The 16,509-nt window shown below is 43.0% G+C and carries 18 protein-coding genes; 5 read left to right on the top strand and 13 right to left on the bottom strand.

Annotation, left to right across the window (positions count from 1 at the left end):
• The 4 genes from CS898_RS04850 to CS898_RS04835 all read right to left on the bottom strand — a co-directional run bounded on the left by CS898_RS04850 (position 1) and on the right by CS898_RS04835 (position 3,323).
• Positions 1-1,116, bottom strand: a complete 1,116-nt coding sequence (locus tag CS898_RS04850; protein ID WP_099208307.1) for a glycosyltransferase — start codon at positions 1,114-1,116, stop codon at positions 1-3.
• Positions 1,117-1,127: 11 nt separating this feature from the next.
• Complete coding sequence (locus CS898_RS04845) at positions 1,128-1,553, bottom strand: hypothetical protein (RefSeq protein WP_009430489.1); 426 nt, start codon at positions 1,551-1,553, stop codon at positions 1,128-1,130.
• A gap of 130 nt (positions 1,554-1,683) precedes the next feature.
• A complete protein-coding gene (locus CS898_RS04840) occupies positions 1,684-2,028 on the bottom strand; it encodes a type II toxin-antitoxin system PemK/MazF family toxin (RefSeq protein WP_009430989.1) in 345 nt (114 codons plus the stop codon).
• A gap of 134 nt (positions 2,029-2,162) precedes the next feature.
• Positions 2,163-3,323 carry an NAD(P)H-hydrate dehydratase gene (locus CS898_RS04835; RefSeq protein WP_099208306.1) on the bottom strand — a complete coding sequence of 387 codons (1,161 nt, stop codon included), beginning with the start codon at positions 3,321-3,323 and terminating at the stop codon, positions 2,163-2,165.
• Positions 3,324-3,559: 236 nt separating this feature from the next.
• Here CS898_RS04835 and tyrS point away from each other — a divergent pair, with 236 nt between their 5' ends.
• Entirely contained in the window at positions 3,560-4,786 is a 1,227-nt protein-coding gene (gene tyrS, locus CS898_RS04830) for a tyrosine--tRNA ligase (protein WP_009430330.1), read from the top strand.
• A 114-nt stretch (positions 4,787-4,900) separates the two neighbouring features.
• On the opposite strand, the gene CS898_RS04825 is transcribed toward tyrS, so the two are convergent.
• From CS898_RS04825 to ftsH, 7 genes are all read right to left on the bottom strand, one after another.
• The gene (locus CS898_RS04825; protein ID WP_099208305.1) at positions 4,901-6,241 is read right to left on the bottom strand and encodes a type II restriction enzyme; all 1,341 of its coding nucleotides are present in this window, start codon (positions 6,239-6,241) and stop codon (positions 4,901-4,903) included.
• A complete protein-coding gene (locus CS898_RS04820; RefSeq protein WP_099208304.1) occupies positions 6,219-7,070 on the bottom strand; it encodes a DNA adenine methylase in 852 nt (283 codons plus the stop codon). Before CS898_RS04820 ends, CS898_RS04825 begins: the two co-directional genes overlap by 23 nt.
• 109 nt (positions 7,071-7,179) lie before the next feature.
• Complete coding sequence (locus CS898_RS04815; RefSeq protein WP_099208303.1) at positions 7,180-7,929, bottom strand: TRM11 family SAM-dependent methyltransferase; 750 nt, start codon at positions 7,927-7,929, stop codon at positions 7,180-7,182.
• 152 nt (positions 7,930-8,081) lie between these two features.
• The gene (locus tag CS898_RS04810) at positions 8,082-9,347 is read right to left on the bottom strand and encodes an L-cysteine desulfidase family protein (RefSeq protein WP_099208302.1); all 1,266 of its coding nucleotides are present in this window, start codon (positions 9,345-9,347) and stop codon (positions 8,082-8,084) included.
• Positions 9,348-9,513: 166 nt separating this feature from the next.
• Positions 9,514-10,149, bottom strand: a complete 636-nt coding sequence (locus CS898_RS04805; RefSeq protein WP_099208301.1) for a hypothetical protein — start codon at positions 10,147-10,149, stop codon at positions 9,514-9,516.
• 9 nt (positions 10,150-10,158) lie between these two features.
• Complete coding sequence (locus tag CS898_RS04800) at positions 10,159-10,899, bottom strand: hypothetical protein (protein WP_099208300.1); 741 nt, start codon at positions 10,897-10,899, stop codon at positions 10,159-10,161.
• Positions 10,900-10,982: 83 nt separating this feature from the next.
• Positions 10,983-12,848 carry an ATP-dependent zinc metalloprotease FtsH gene (gene ftsH / locus CS898_RS04795; RefSeq protein ID WP_099208299.1) on the bottom strand — a complete coding sequence of 622 codons (1,866 nt, stop codon included), beginning with the start codon at positions 12,846-12,848 and terminating at the stop codon, positions 10,983-10,985.
• 142 nt (positions 12,849-12,990) lie between these two features.
• Between ftsH and CS898_RS04790 the strand changes: the two genes are divergently transcribed.
• The 4 genes from CS898_RS04790 to CS898_RS04775 all read left to right on the top strand — a co-directional run bounded on the left by CS898_RS04790 (position 12,991) and on the right by CS898_RS04775 (position 15,737).
• A complete protein-coding gene (locus CS898_RS04790; RefSeq protein ID WP_099208298.1) occupies positions 12,991-13,614 on the top strand; it encodes a GerMN domain-containing protein in 624 nt (207 codons plus the stop codon).
• A gap of 87 nt (positions 13,615-13,701) precedes the next feature.
• Positions 13,702-13,956 (top strand): helix-turn-helix transcriptional regulator, encoded by a 255-nt coding sequence (locus CS898_RS04785; RefSeq protein WP_306345822.1) that lies wholly within the window; start codon positions 13,702-13,704, stop codon positions 13,954-13,956.
• Entirely contained in the window at positions 13,949-15,025 is a 1,077-nt protein-coding gene (locus tag CS898_RS04780) for a CPBP family intramembrane glutamic endopeptidase (protein ID WP_159459127.1), read from the top strand. The genes CS898_RS04785 and CS898_RS04780 overlap by 8 nt, the downstream gene beginning before the upstream one ends.
• On the top strand, positions 15,006-15,737 hold the full coding sequence (locus CS898_RS04775) for a DUF3169 family protein (protein ID WP_099208295.1): 732 nt from the start codon (positions 15,006-15,008) through the stop codon (positions 15,735-15,737). Before CS898_RS04780 ends, CS898_RS04775 begins: the two co-directional genes overlap by 20 nt.
• A 66-nt stretch (positions 15,738-15,803) precedes the next feature.
• Here the strand turns inward: CS898_RS04775 and CS898_RS04770 are convergent, their stop codons facing one another.
• Both CS898_RS04770 and CS898_RS04765 read right to left on the bottom strand, forming a co-directional pair.
• On the bottom strand, positions 15,804-15,989 hold the full coding sequence (locus CS898_RS04770; protein ID WP_009430711.1) for a hypothetical protein: 186 nt from the start codon (positions 15,987-15,989) through the stop codon (positions 15,804-15,806).
• 160 nt (positions 15,990-16,149) lie between these two features.
• On the bottom strand, positions 16,150-16,497 hold the full coding sequence (locus tag CS898_RS04765) for a Spx/MgsR family RNA polymerase-binding regulatory protein (protein WP_009431174.1): 348 nt from the start codon (positions 16,495-16,497) through the stop codon (positions 16,150-16,152).
• Positions 16,498-16,509: the final 12 nt, after the last annotated feature.

The following is a 16,509-nucleotide window of genomic DNA, read 5'->3' as shown; positions in this document are numbered from 1 at the left end:
TTACTTTCCTCTCCTAAGTATTTCAGCATAAATTTCCTCATGGACCTTGGCCATAGAGGCGACGCTAAATTTTTCTTCCACCCTTTGGTGGAAACTTTGGCCCATTTCTTTTACCCGGTCCTGGTTTTCATAACAGGTCACCAGGATGTCTTTTAAGGCTTGGGCATCTCCCGGGTTAAATAAGTAACCGTCTTGGCCCGGCCGGATCATTTCGGGAATTCCCCCAATCCGACTGGCAATGGCTGTCTTCTTTTCCTTGGCCCCCTCTAAAAGGGCATAGGGAAAGCTTTCGCTTAAGGAACAAAGGACATTGACATCGATGGCTTGGTAGAGGGAGTAGGGGTCTTGAATCCCCCCTAAAAAGAAGATATCCTCTTCCAGGCCATAGTCCTTGACCCTTTCCTTGAGCCGGTGGCCTTCCGGTCCATCACCAGCAATCAAGACCCGGGCCTTGCCCTTGAGGCCACTCTTGTGAAAGGCCTCAATCATGGTCTTTTGGTCCTTGTTGGCATCTAGACGGGCCACAACACCAAAGGTAAACTTGCTATTATCTTCCAGGCCATATCTTTGGTAAAAGCTCTTGGGATCCACCTTTTCTTCCTGGCTATACATGTCAATCCCATTGTAGATGACAAAAATCCTGTCCTTGGGAAAGCCCCGGTCTATGAGCATCTTTTTAAAATTTTCGGTAACGGCAATATAGTAGTCAAACTTTCTCAAGGCATAGGAATTTAAGGGTGTAAAAATCTTATCCTTAAAAAAATTGTCCTTAAAATCTAAAAGGTAGTCGCTGTGGATCGTGGTGACCCGAACTTGGTCCCCCTTGTAAAAAAGGGCATTAAAATTGGCACGAGCCCCATGACAATGGAGAATGTCCGCGTGCATTTCTCGCGCCTTTTTTGAGACCTCTTTCATGACACGAATGTCAAAGCGGCTCCTTTGTTCTACAACTTCGATGTCTAGGCCCAATTCCTTTCCCTGCCGGTAAAAGGTGTCCTTGATAAAACAAATTACCTTTGTTTGCACCCGGCCCTGGAGTCCCTGCATCAAAGCATAGAGATGGGTTTTCGCCCCTCCTGCATCGCCTCCGCTAATTAAGTGGAGAACTGACTTCATAAATGGCTCCTTTATTTTACACTATAGGATCCCCGAACAAGAACAAGAGCGCTGGTCTTGGCCAATAGGCCCCGGCCGTCACTTCTTGGGATAACCAGTAAATGGTCTCTTTCTACTTGACGGGCATGCTTGATGTCTTTTCCTTGGGTTAAGTCACTTAAGCCTCCCAAGTCTGTGGCAATGGCTGTGGCTTCTCCTGACCGGAGGATTAGTTCACTACCTGCAGCGGCAATAATCCGGTCTCCCTTTTTCAATTCCACCAACTTCATTTCATTTCCTGTGGATGCCGTGCTAGCTCCACCTGTATTTTTTAATTGAGATAATTTTTCATTGAGATAGGAAACAGTCACCACAGGATCTTTTTCCGTTCCATAGATGGCACTTCCACCAATTAAGGCTAGGCTTAAAATCGCTAGGACTGCAACAGTCTTTTTCATAGTCATCCTCCTTTTTTTCTATTATACCAAAAAACCGACTCCTTAGTGGAAAAACATTGTAATTTTCTTCCTTGCTTAAAAATCTTCACGAAAAAACACCCCTCAAGGGGGTGTCTTTTCTATGTAGGCGTTATTTTAAACCCAAACTAACCCGCGCAGCCTTCTCAATATTGTGCATCGTTTCTTCTTTAAAACAACCAATTTTATCGCGAAGTCTCTTCTTATCAATGGTTCGTATCTGCTCTAAAAGCACAACGGAGTTTTTTGGTAAGCCAAACTCTTCAGCACTTACACCAACATGAGTTGGTAACTTTGCCTTGTTTAATTGAGAAGTAATTGCAGCAACGATTGTTGTCGGTGAATATTTATTTCCAACGTCATTTTGCATAATGACAACTGGCCTGACGCCTCCTTGTTCTGACCCTACTACAGGGCTTAAATCTGCGTAAAACAGATCTCCTCGCTTAACTATCATACTTTCACCTTTATATGACTTCGCATATCCATTATAAAAAGAAAGAAAACGAATGTCAAATGTTCTTATGACTGGAAAAATCTCAGGACTTTCAGTCTTTGAGCCACTTTCCAGCCATATGGACAAAAGAAAAACTATAAAATCTTTTTTAAGACCTGGGGAATTTCTTCAATGACATCCAGGGGCATCAAGGATTGGCCATACTTTTCATTGGCCAGGTCCCCGGCAGCTCCGTGGACAAAGACCCCCATAGAAGCCGCCAAGAAGGGGTCTTCCAGGGCTGTCAAATAGTAGCCAATCATCCCCGAGAGACAGTCCCCCATCCCGGCCACAGCCATGGAGGGGTTGCCGGTGGGATTGACATAGTCCCGGTGGCCATCTGTCACATAGGTCCCGGGACCCTTTAAGACAAAAATACAGCCCCGGTCCCGGGCAAAGTCCTTGGCCAGGGTCATAAGGTCTTGCCGGGAAGCCTGGCAGTGGAAGAGCCTTTGGGCTTCAGCCTCGTGGGGTGTCAAGACAGCCCCCCTTAGGTCCGGCAAATGGTCCAGGCCACTTAAATAGGTGAGAGCGTCAGCATCCACCACTCTTTTTAAGGGAGCCGAAATCCCCTCTGCCAGGGCCGGGTCTTCCAGTCCCAGGCCCGGACCTAAAACCAAGGCATCCACCTGGTCCAAAAGAGGCTCCAGACCAGCCCTCCTATCTCGCAAGACCACCTCAGGAGCCGCCAGGGTAAAGACCGGCTGGTCCTCCGGGTCCACCAGGCCGAAAACCATGCCAGCCCCGGACCGGTAAAGGGCCTTGGCAGCATAGACAAAGGCCCCTACCATCCCCCTCTTTCCAGCCAAAAGAGCCAGCTTGCCTACAGACCCCTTGTGGGCACTAGAGTCCCTTTTTTTCAATTGGCCCTGTAAAAATTCAGGCAGGCAAAAATTAGGCTCCGACTCTCGAATCCGGGCCACAGCCAGGGCATAGTCCCCCTCATGGCTAATGGACAAGTCAAAGCGGTAGCCCTTCCAGGCCCCCCAGGGTCCTGGCCCATGGCCCACCTCTAAATCTCTCAGGGCCACAGGACCAATCCCCCGGCCCAGGGCCTTGGCCATGGCCTCTTTGGCGGCAAAAAGCCCTGCCATGGTCCTGGGAGCCATCTTCCGCTTCCTTAAATAAGCCTGCTCCTTGGGACTAAAGACCCGGTTGATAAACCTGTCCCCATGCTTTTTATAGATCCTCTCCAGCCTTTGAATTTGGCATAAATCAATCCCTATCATTGGACTCACCTCATTTTTATTATACACAAAAAGTCCCTCCCGGTCATAAATAAAAAGTATTTGACCTGGCCCAAAAGCTATGCTAAGATGGGTGTAAGTTCATAAAACGAAGACATCAACCCAGTACCGGCAAGGGGCAGGTCCTTCCCGGGAAATTACACTGATGGAGTTTATAGTCAAATGAGGCATTCGCAAAGAAAGGTGGTACCACGACCCGTTCGTCCTTTCAAGAGCGGAGGCTTTTTTTATTTTAGGAGGAAAGTATGCAAAACGTATATGATATCTTGGTGGAAAGAGGTTACCTTGACCAAGCCACCGACGAAAAAGAATTAAGAGAAATTCTAGCTAAAGAGCCCATTACCTTTTACATTGGCTTCGACTGTACTGCCGACAGCCTGACCCTGGGCCACTACCTACAAATTATGGTTATGCAACACATGCAAAGAGCCGGCCACATCCCCATCGCCCTAATTGGTGGCGGAACCACCATGATTGGGGACCCCTCTGGCAAAAACGACATGCGTAAAATCATGACCGAAGAAACTATCGACTACAATGCTGAACAATTTAAACGTCAACTCCGCCACTTCCTGGACTTTGACAATGGCAAGGGTCACTTTACCAACAACAAAGACTGGCTTTTAAACCTGAACTTTGTCGACTTCATGCGGGAAATCGGCGTCCACTTTACCGTCAACCGAATGTTGGGCTTTGACTGCTACAAAAACCGTATGGACCAAGGCCTGACCTTCTTTGAATTCTCCTACATGCTCATGCAGTCCTACGACTTCTTGAAGCTCTATCGAGACTTTAACTGCCGCCTAGAATTGGGTGGGTCCGACCAATGGTCCAACATGATTGGGGGCTACGAGCTAGTTCGGAAGCTGGAACAAGACAAGGTCTACGCCATGACCTTCAAGCTTTTAACCACTGCCGAAGGTAAAAAAATGGGTAAAACCGAATCCGGTACCATCTGGTTGGATCCAGAAAAAACATCCCCCTACGAACTCTTCCAATACATGCGAAATGTGGATGACCGGGACGTCATTAAATTTATGAAGCTCCTAACCCACCTTTCCCTGGAAGAAATCGACCAATACGCAGCCCTGGAAGGCGCCGACCTCAACAAGGCCAAGGAAGTTTTGGCCTATGAAATTGTCAAAGACATCCATTCCAAAGAAGAAGCCGACAAGGCCAAGGAAGCTGCCAAGGCCCTTTTCGGCCAAGGAGGGTCCCTAGACAATGTACCCACTACAGAAATTGACGAAAAAACCCTAGCCGAAAACAAGACCGTCATTGACCTGATTAAACTTGTGGGCTTTGTCAAGAGCAACAGCGAAGGCCGCCGACTGGTAGACCAAGGTGGCATCACCATTGGAGAAGAAAAAGCCAAGGCCTTTGACCAAGAAATCACCAAAGACCTCTTTAAAGATGGCCAACTCCTTTTAAGAAAGGGGAAAAAAGTCTACCATAAGTTGGTCTTGAAATAAAATGTATATGTAGATAAAAAAAGCTAGCCTAGGCTAGCTTTTTTTGTGTGGGATTAATTGTCTAGTTGATAGTCAAAGGACTGTTCTATAATTTCCATAACATCTTCTAAATCTTTAAATTTTTTCAACCTTTGTAAGTTTAAATATCCATTTTAACCACGCAGATACTGTACCAGCTCTTCTCTTTATTTGCCCTTCATTACATACATTGTATTTTCTCATTAAGAACATTATGTCGTCTAATTCAGGCTTCTCTCCTGTTGTATATGCTCTATAAAATAATTCATTAAATATTTTATGTTCTAAAATAAGCTTTACCAATTGTAGTTGCCTCGGCCTATAATTCATCTTTGCCACGTCCATACCTTGTTTTGTTAGCTTAACTTTAACTACTTTATAATAGGCATCATCAAGACCGCTATATTCAACGGCTTCATACTTTTGAAATAATCCTAAATATTTACCAGCATTGTAATAGTAATCAGATTGTCTTAATTGAAACTGCATAAGTTCAGCAATCTCTTCAAGGTTCATATCTTTTTCTTGCAAATTTTCTATTAAAGAAATTACTCTTTCAAAACTATTAGCCTGTATAAATGGAGTTTTATTTTTTTGCTTACTTTGGTTATCATCCGTTTTAATCACGGTTTCTTTATATGTCTCAAGTAAATCCTCATTATTTATTTCCGTATTTTGCAATGTATAATTTTTTTCTTGAACAAGTTCTATAGAGGAATAGTCATTTAATTCTCTAAACCTATATTCTAACAATCTGAATATCTGATTAGAATATATAGAAAATACAAGTCTTATTGGCTTTTTAACTTTATTTTCCCATAGTCTAAATGGATAATAAAGTTGACGAATATGAAAATCTGGATGCACTACATTTTTAGCTTCCATAATAACTATTGAATGATTGTTTTCCAGTCCTGCATCTATTTCACACTGTGCATTCTTAACATTAATTTTCAAAGGAATCCTTGATAGTCTATCTACTGAAAATTTAAATTCTCCAGTACCCATTCTTCCGTTAAATGTCATAAAATTATCTTCTTCGTCTAAAAAATTTTCTAAAATAGAAGATATCATAAGCACATTAATGGCATTTGATTCTGAAGTTATATTTTCAGTGTCAATACTTTCAAAAAAATGAGGAATTTCTACCTTTTGCATCTTTGTAACAGATTCTGCACAATCTGGAATTTCTTCATATAATTTAAAATCACTTAAAATATAAGTTCCTCTTGCTGTTGGTAGTATATTTATTTTATTTGCCCTTAAAATACTTGGAAGTGATTCTGAGCTATCCCACTTCGCCATAAGTCTCGGTTCTTTAAATTCTTTTATTTGATCTGCAGTTATGTTAAAAAAACCCTTATTATTAATTTCGTTAATTATATTGTACTTATCAAATAACTTTTCCCACGCCTCATTTGCGCTTATCTTCTTCATAGTTTCTCACCAAAACCTCATTAATTTCCCCACGTTTGTTTCCTTTAGAATTAATTGAGCGCCTTGCCTTGACGGTAATAATTTCATAATCTTCATATATCTCTCTAATTAAAGGATGATCTGAATTTGATAACAAAAATTTAATTCCTCTATCATTTAATTTGTCACATTGTTTTTTAAGGAGTCTCTGATCTTTTTCATCAAAGCCATTTTCCGTATACCCTGTAAAACTCGCTGAAGATGATATTGGCACATATGGAGGATCAAAATAAACAAAAGCGCCCCTTCTTAAATTTTTTAAAGCCATTTTATAATCACCATTAAGTATTTTAATATTATTACTATTGAAATATTTAGACATCGCTAAAATTGCAGGTCTATTAATAATATTAGGGTTTTTATACTTCCCATATGGACTATTAAATTGTCCTGCTTGATTAACCCTAAATAAACCATTAAAACAAGTTTTATTAAGATAAATAATTCTAGATGCTTTTTCTACATCACTCATAGTGTTATATATATCAAGTCTATCTAAAGAACGTATCTTATAATAATATTCTTCACTATTATTTCTATCATGTTCTTCTAATAAAGCCAGAAGTTCCTCTGGATTTTCTTTGACTACTTTATATACATTCATTAAGTCTTCATTAAAATCATTTATAACAGCTTTTTTAGGTTGTAAACTAAATAAAACAGCTCCTCCCCCTAAAAACGGCTCTACATATGTTGTTATTTTTTTAGGTAATAGTGGAGTTATCGTTGGTAATAGTTGTCTTTTTCCTCCAACCCATTTCAATATAGGTGCTAACATTATATCTTCCATATTATCCCTCCCTTCATATCGATTATTTGCTATATTCTACCTAATAAGTTTAAATACATTTTGAAAAATTAAATTTTATATGCCTATATAAACATTTTATCATAGAATTCTATTGAGGTTTCCTAAAAATAAATAAATATTCATGTGCTAGTAATAAAAAATTATATTTAATGCTGTTGGTTTTCCAAAAGCCTGTGGCTTTACAATTATGCTGTTCTTTCAATATAATTTCTTTCAAAACAAAGCCGGCTTCTAAAAAAATATTCATTACAGCAAATCCTAGTGGTTGAACATGACCCTTTTTTCGCATATCCCCTATTAAAATCGCACAAAATTTATCCTTTTTTAATACACGAAAAGATTCTTCTGCTACCTTATTCATCTCTTTTAAGAAATCTTTCATTCCTAACAAAGACAGATCATTTCCAATCCCTTCGCTATATTTAATGATGTCTGAATAAGGCGGATGCGTACATATCAAATCAATGCTCTCGTCTTTTAAAAATGATAGGTCCCTTGCATCTCCTTTTTTTATTACAATTTTTGGGTTATATTTGTATTCAAAATCGATTTTTTCGCGACATCTTTCTAAGGCAGTATCATTAACATCCAAACCAAGTATATTTCTATTTAATAATTTTGCTTCAACTAGACTTGTACCTCCTCCAGCAAATTGATCCAAAACATAATCTCCCTCCTTAGAATATCTCAAAAGAATATTCCTTGGTATATAAGGAGACCAATTCCCCCTCCATTTTGCATCATGAGTTGCCCAGTTCCCTCTCTCGGGAAAGCTCCAAACAGTATTCATCTCAAGTTCAAAATTTTCTGGCTCAAATTTTTTTATTTCTTTTGACAAATCTAATCTCCTAATATGCTATATGCTTTTATAAGTTGTCACTGTGTAATGACTTAATACTGCTACTGGTTAAATCAGTTAAATTTAAATCTTCCTCACAATATTTGTAAACACAAATTAAGCATTTTTGCAATTTTTTAGTTTTCCTCTCCCTATTCAAATTCCTTTAAATAATCCCGGTTGCCCAAGACTTCATTTAAAATCACTTCATCTGTTTTTTTCATGCCGTAGCGGGCGATATTGCCCACAACTTCTAGGGTTTGGTCGATGTCGTCTTTGACAATCCCATCCTGGGCCTTGAAGGACTGGCCGGCCTTGGCTTGGTCGTAGGCCAAAAAGGCATTTCTAAGGCTGGAGGCGATTTTCATGGCACAAGAGGCCTTGGCTCCGTCACAGAGGATGCCCCCATTGACGGCTAGGGCGTTGGCCAAGGTTTCTTTAATGACTTGCCGGTCTTCTCCCTTTAAAAAGGCAAGGCCGCAAATGGCGCTGGAGGCTGCAGAAACAACCCCACAATAGGCGGACAGTTTGCCGATATTTTTCTTTTGGTAGAGGCCCAGGAGGTTGGCAAACAAAAGCCCTCTTTGGAGGTCTTCTCGGTCTAGGTTTTTTTCCTTGGCATAGACAATCAAGGGGACGGAGACGGAAATTCCTTGGTTGCCAGACCCGGAGTTAATGACCACGGGGTTTTCTGCTCCGGACATCCGAGCGTCGGACCCAGCAGCTGTATAGGCTACAATTTTTTCTCTCAGGTCTTGGGGGTGTCTTTCTAGGATTAGACGACCAATACCAGACCCCCAGGGGTTTTGGATGCCCTCTTGGGCAATGGCATAGTTATAGGAAATCTCCCGGTCTAAAAGGTCCTGAAAGTCTTTTAGGTCGGCTGTTTGAGCATAGTCATAGATTTTATCAAAGGAAAAATCCACTTGGACTTCTTCTTGGATGGATTGGTTTTTTTGATAGAGAACCTCTCCATCTTTTTCAATCCGGGCAATGTTGGTGTGCTCATCCACCACAAGGACCCGGGCATAGGAATCTTGGTAGTAGGCTGTCACCTGGATATAGAGGTTGGCCACATTTTCCTTCAACTGGACCTGGATCCGACCTTGTTGGATAAAACGGTCGCAATCCTCCAGCCTGGTCTGGTCGATATGGGCTAAAACTTCCAGCTCATGGGCCGATTGACCTAAAAGGGCCCCGGCTGCCAGGGAAATATCGATACCCTTACGCCCCTGGGTTCCCGGTACATAGACGCTATGGGCGTTTTTAATGATGTTGGCTGACAGGTCGGCCTGGATCCGGTCCGGCTCATGGCCCAAGACCTCCTTGGCCTTGGCCGCAGTATAGGCAATGGCAATGGGTTCGGTACATCCAAAGGCGGTTTTCAATTCTCTTTCTAGATAGTCCTTGTAGTTCATAAGTCCACTCCTTTTCACTTTTATTATACTAAATATTGGCTGGGAGGTACAATTGAACTTTTAGAAAAAAGCCCCCTGTTCCATCTACAGGGGGTCTTGTCTTTTTAGGAATCTAGGTCTAATGAAAAATTAAACCTGTCCTCTATTTTTTGTTTCTAGACTCTTTTTAGTCTTCCAGGACCTGGATCTTGTAGATTTGGCCCAGGAAAATAGGGGTGGATTTTTCCGGCTCCTCCTGGTCGATTTTGCCGTCAAACCAAACTTCCACTTCCTTGCCCTCTAGACCTTGTGTCGTGACCTGGCCATCTTTGGCATAGTCTAGGTTGTCTATGGGCAGGCTAATGGGCTTGGTCAATGCTCTTTTAAGTAAGACAAACCCGTCGTCTATTTCTGTGGCTTGGACTAAAAGTCGGTCTTCTTCTGTCTCCAGGACCCGGGCCTTGAAATGGGCCACACAGGTGGGAATTTGATTGCTATCCATGGCTATATTTTGGAAGAGGATCCACTGGTCGCCAATTTTTACATTGACATAGCCTCCCTCCCAAACCTGCCAGTCATAGCCCTTGCCAAAGTTGGACTGGTTGTCTTCCCGGGGTTCTTGGCTATTGGGGACGGTGGATGTAATTTGTCCATCGGCCGTTCCACAGGTCACCAGGCTGTTGACATAGCCGGTGGACAGGTAGAGCCGGCCCTTGATCCGGACCATGGGGGCCAGGACTGATTGGCTGGCTTCTTTTTCTCCTTGGCAGGCCACTAGGCAAATTAAGGCCAGGCCAAGGAGGATTTTTAAGATTTTTTTCATTGCCTTCTCCTAGTCTTCAAAAGAATCAATAATGGACTCCAAGGCCAGGCCAGTTTTTTCATGGTAGAGGACACTGGGACAGTAGGTCCAGTTTTCTGTCCCCAGCCGGGCCTTGGCTTGGTCATAGTCTGCTTTTTTTGCAATTTCCACTGTTCCGGGAATGTGGTTGGGTCCGGTCTTGATATAAACTACATCTTTTTCATAGCCGGGAATTTGGTCTATCTTATGGCTAAAGCCTTCCAGACCCTTGGCCTTGGCATCTTGAGCCAGACTTTCCATGAGCTGGTCATAGTCTTTCTGGGAATCGGGTCTTTCCATCAAGCTGTCTGCTAATTTTTTATCTCCTCCGGCCATTTCTAAAACCGAAGGGGCGTACTCAGATCCATCTCGGGGCTGGATGATTTCTTGGAGCTTCCCATCTTGGGATCCATAGACCAGCTTCATGGGCATGGAATAGCCGGACTCGGCTTTAAAAATCCCTTGAGAAAAGCTATAGCCCTGGCTCCAGACCCAAAGAAGAACGGAGGTTTTTTGGCCTTCTTCCACTTCTTTTACCATGGTCAAGCTATAGGCTATGTAGTCGCCTCTTTTATAGGGATTGTCTTTTTCATCGGCTTCTTTTAAGTCGGCCAAGATTCTCTCTTGGCTAATTTCTGGCTTTTCTCCAGCTCCTTCCGGACTGGCCTGGGGCTGACAGGCCACCAGGACTAGGAGGGAGAGGATGGCCAGAATTGGAAATAATTTTTTCATCTTTTCCTCCTTTAATGTAAGAAACTATTTTCTTTTCTTATTTTACCACAAAAGAGAAAAAAGAACCGAAAAAATCGGTTCTTTTATTTGTACTTGGCCAAAATTTCCATAAATTCTTCCCCGGTGATGGTTTCCTTGTTCAAAAGGTAGCGGGAGATTTCATGGAGGGCTTCCATATTTTCTTTTAAGATGGTGATGGCCTGGTTGTGGGCCTTGGCAATGAGTTTTTCGACTTCCTGGTCAATCAAATGGGCTGTATCGGGAGATACTTGCAAGCTGGTGTCCCCGCCCAGGTATTGGTTGGTGACACTTTCCATGGCCACCATGCCAAACTTGTCGCTCATACCGAAACGGGTAATCATGGCCCGGGCAATCTTGGTGGCCTGCTCAATGTCATTGGAGGCTCCGGAAGTCCGGGTATTAAAGATCAATTCTTCGGCAGACCGTCCCCCGGTAAAGGTGACAATCTTTTGGTAGGCTTCTTCCTGGCTCATGAGGAATTTTTCTTCCTCATCCACCTGCATGGTGTAGCCCAGGGCTCCGGAAGTCCTGGGGATAATGGTAATCTTGTGGACTGGAGCGGAATCACTTTGCATGGCTGCCACCAGGGCATGGCCCACTTCATGGTAGGCAATCATTTCTTTTTCCTTGGGGCTAATGACCATGTTTTTCCGTTCATAGCCTGCTAAGACTACTTCAACGGATTCTTCTAAGTCCTCCTGGGTCATTTCACTCCGGCCCTGGCGAACGGCCCTCAGGGCCCCTTCGTTAACCATATTGGCCAGGTCTGCACCGGAAGCTCCGGCTGTGGCCCGGGCAATGGCATTGTAGTCGATGTTGGCATCTTTTTTAATCTTCTTGGCATGGACCTTTAAGATGGCTTCCCGACCAGCTAAGTCTGGAAGTTCTACAGGGATCCGTCGGTCAAAACGGCCTGGTCTTAAGAGGGCCGGGTCCAGAGATTCAGGCCGGTTGGTAGCGGCTAGGATTACGACTCCGGACTTGCCTTCAAAACCATCCATTTCTGCCAAAAGTTGGTTGAGGGTCTGTTCTCTTTCATCATTTCCAGAAAATCCGGCCCCGTCCCGTTTTTTCCCAATGGTGTCAATTTCATCGATAAAGACGATACAGGGGGCCTTTTCGTTGGCTTGTTTAAAGAGGTCCCGGACCTTGGAGGCCCCCAGACCTACAAACATTTCAACAAATTCAGACCCAGAGATGGAGAAGAAGGGAACCTTGGCTTCTCCAGCTACGGCTTGGGCCATAAGGGTCTTCCCTGTTCCTGGAGGACCTACCAAGAGGGCTCCTTTGGGAAGCTTGGCCCCAATGGCTGCATATTTTTTGGGATTGTGGAGGAAGTCCACAATTTCCTTTAGGGCTTCCTTGGCCTCATCTTGGCCGGCCACATTGTCAAAGGTCATGCCTTCCACGGACTGGTCATAGATCTTGGCATTGGACTTGCCAAAACTCATGGGGCCTACGCCGCCTTCTCCCATCCGCTTGTTGAGCATATACATCAGGAGCTGGGCTACTGCTATAAAGAAGACAAAGGTCAAGACAAAGCTGACAATAGACCCTAAAACTGGGTTGATTTCCACAGGGTAGATTCGTTCAAACCCTTCAATCTTCCCTTGGTGGAGTCGGTCCACCAAGTTTAGGTCTTCCATCCGGGCCGTTTCATACTTGGGCCCTTCTTTCTTACCTGGGACCTTGAGGTCATAGGTTATTTTCTTGTCTGCCACATGGACTTGGTTGATTTTCCCTTCTGCCAGTTGGTCTAAGAAAGTTCCATAACCCACAACTTTTACTTCTTCTTTGGGGCCCTGCAGCTTGGGATAGACTAGAGCTTGAAAGGCAAAAACGCCGATAATGGCTATAGCGTAAAATAAAAACATGGGTTTTTTAAACCATTGCTTGTTTTTATTCGGTTTTTTATCCTTTTTTTTCATTTAACTTGCTACGTCCTTTCTATTCTTTCCATTTAATTTATATACCCTTAATCTTTTTCTTTATTCAAGGTAAATTTTGTGTAGCTTGGTCATTTCTGGGTAAAAACAGAATAAGACTATTATACACTAATGGAGGTTATTTATGAATAAAAAACTATTCTTAAGGGTCTTGACCTTGGTGGGTCTTATGGTCTTGACCCTGGCCTGTGACAAGGCTCCAGACCAAAATCAAGAAAATACAAGTAACAAGGACTCCAATCAAGTCCAAGTGACCCAAAATAAGGATGCCCCGACAGAAGAAGCTGACCAAGAAACCATCAAGACTCAAGGTAGTCTCTTCTTCCCCAGCAAGGCCTATGTCCAAGAAGGACTTGCCGAACCCAAATACATTCAAGCACCAAGCTCTATCAGCTACGATTCCAACAAGGACAATCTTGCAGCTGCTGTTATTGACCTCTTGGAAAAGGGCCCCTATCCCTCCGACGACCCAGATGACCCCTTAAAGGATGCCACAAACTTCGTCCCCAAGGGATCGATCTTAAAGGTCCAAGTGGAAGACTCCATTGCCGTGGTTGATGTTGCTAAGTCTGCCTTGGCCGGTGGCGGCGACTTGGACGAAGAACTCTTTATCGGCCAAATCGTCAAGAGCCTAAGCAGTTTTTCTGAAATTGACGGCGTCCGCTTCCTGGTAGATGGCCAAGAAGCTGAAAGTATCCTAGGCCACTATGATATTTCCAATGGCCGGGTCTTCCAAACTGTAGATTGATTTAAAAAGTAAAGGTCCAACCGTCTAGGCGGTTGGATTTTTTCTTTTTCTTATTGACAAAGATACTTGTCATAATTATAATAAGAATTGACAAATATACTTGTCAATTTTAAGAAAGGATTTGCCATGCCCCTCTATAATTGCCTTCAAGAAAAACGAAAAGAACACAAGTACAACCAGGCCGACCTGGGAGCCCTGGTGGGAGTCAGTCGACAAACCATCTCCCTAATCGAACGAGGAGACTACCACCCCTCCATTGTGGTTTGTCTCCGGCTGGCCCAGGTTTTGGATTGCCAGGTTGAAGACTTATTTACCTACAAGGAGGATGAAAACCATGACTAAAACTAAAAAACAAGCCTTAATTTTTCTCTTAACTGCCTACCTTTTGCCCTTTTTATTGGGAGGACTCATCTATTATGGAAAGAGCAAGGGATTGAATATTTCTTTCTTTCCCCAGTTTCAAATGCTGACTCCTGCCCTAGGCGTTATGATTGCAATTTTGCTGACAGAAAAAAAGCCTGGAAAGCTAAAAACCCTTTGTATTACCTATCTGGTTTTTTCCATACTCTATCTCTTAGCCAGTCTGGCCTCTCTGTTTATTAAGGGCCTTCCCCCTGTTCTAGTGCAAGGAATCCTAACTATAGTACAGGGAATCCTGGCTAGTCTCTTTTCCCTAATCTTTTTAGTGGTCATCTTTCGTATGCCTAAAGGTTTGAGAAAGTCCTTTCATTTAGACCTTTCCCATAAAAAGAGAATCCTAGGCACCCTGGGAATCTTCTTACTACTTTATTTTTTAAGGGCCTTTTTATCCACCTTCTTAGAAGGGAATTCGGGAGAAATTTTAAGCTATCTGACTAAAGAAAGGTTCCTCTATATTCTAGCTTTAATAATAAACCTTCCTCTAACCTATATCTTTTTCTTTGGAGAAGAATTTGGTTGGCGCTTTTACCTCCAACCTCTCTTGCAAAAGAAGTTTGGCATGGTCCAGGGAACCCTCCTTTTGGGCCTGGCCTGGGGAATCTGGCACCTCCCCCTCAACCTCTTTTTCTATTCAGCTCCGGGAAGTGGCCTCATGAGCCTGGTCAACCAGCTTTTTGTCTGTGTCAGCTATGGAATCTTCTTTTCCTTTGCCTATAACTATAGCAAGTCCCTTTGGACCCCGGTTTTGATCCACTATTTTAACAACAACCTACTCCTGCTCTTTAGCAAAAATATGGACCCCTCTGTTATTGAAAACCAAGTCCTAACCTGGCCATCTGTCCTAATTAATGGACTTTTGATGTTGGTCCTTTTTGGAAGCTTTATTTTTAGTCCCTACAATAGAAAGTCTGTCCACCGTCGTCCTGACCTGAAGGAAATCCAAGAAGACATCGAGAAATTGGAGGTTCCCCATGAAAAAATTGAAAAGTAACTTTACTGTCCGTCTAATCCTTTTAATGGTCCTGGGAGCCTTGACAGGAATCTTTGCATCTCGAATCCAAATAGATGAGCTCCTTCTCTCCCTCAACCGGAATTTAGAAGCCTTTTACTTCAAGCATGCCTTTACCATCTACCTGGTCCTTCCCCTGGCCTTGACCCTCCTGGCCCTGGGAGCTTATTTTCGAGGGAAAAAACAAGTTTCAGAAGACCTGGCCCTGGACCGGGACCTTTTACGAGAAGGCTCCATCAAACGATCCAACCTCTATATCCATCTAGCTAGCGTCTTTAACTTTTTCTTCTTTATGCTCTATATGGCTAGCAGCCTCTTTAGGAGTCCCAACCAAAATCCTGGTGTAAAAACCATCTTTTTATCCCTGGTCTATTTCATTGTTCTCTCAGTCTTTCTGGTCTATTTCCAAAAAAGACTGGTGGACTTTATCCATAGCTACCGGCCCGACCTCTATAGTGACACCCTGTCCTTTTCCTATGCCAAAAAAAGACTGGAATCCTCCGACGAACGAGAACAATTGGAAATCTACCGGGCTGGTTACAAGGCCTTCACCATCCTCATGCCCAGTATTGGGGTCTGTAGCCTCCTCCTCTTTTTTGTGTCCACCGTCCACTTTGTGGGCCTGGCCCCCTTTCTCCTTCTCCTTGTCCTCCTGTCCATTGGCCTCATTAGCTTCCACCACTATTCTGTGTGACCAAAAATCATCATCCAAGCAAAAAGCGATTAAGAAAAATCTTAATCGCTTTTTGCTTTTACATTTTCACTTGGAAGTAAGCTTATTTCCTTTTTCCAAATTCAAAAATCCCTGGCATACAAGTCCTAAAGACAGGAGAATTAAAGCACTTTCTGTAGAGACCACCTTTAAAATCAATAGTACAAGAGAGGCAACCCCCATTGCCAGGGTCAAAGCTGTAAAAATTTTTACTTTTAATTGGTTTTCTTTCAATTTTATTCCCCCTATTTCATGTCAACTTAACTTCTTTTATCCTACCATACCCATGTAAGTTTTCTTTTTCAGCCAGGTAAAGTTTTTTTAAATTTTACACAGACCATTTATTTTGTCTATAAGCAAAAAATCCCTCCATCCGTAGATGGGGGGATTTCATTTATTCTCCTAAGAGATATTTTTTTACCTGGGGTCCCACCAGGACTTGGTCCTTGGTCACCAGGATGGGTCTTTTAATCAACATGCCGTTGGAGGCTAGAAGCTTGTATTTTTCTTCCAGGTCCATGTCCTTGAGCTTGTCTTTCAAGTTTAATTCCCGGTAGACCATACCTGAGGAGTTAAAAAACTTTTGAATATCTAGGCCTGACCTCTTGTGGAGGTCTTTCAGTTCCTCCACAGAGGGTGTTTCCTTGTCAATTTCCCGGTAGTGGTAGTCCAGGCCCTCTTGGTCCAAGAGTTTTTCAATATTTTTACAGGTTGAGCATTTTTTATATCCGATTAATTCCATTCCAGTCCTCCT

The organism is Urinicoccus timonensis, assembly GCF_900232945.1.
GTDB classification, from domain to species: Bacteria; Bacillota; Clostridia; order Tissierellales; family Peptoniphilaceae; genus Urinicoccus; species Urinicoccus timonensis.
Note: the sequence above shows the minus strand (reverse complement) of the source record. Positions and strands in the feature narration are given on the sequence as shown.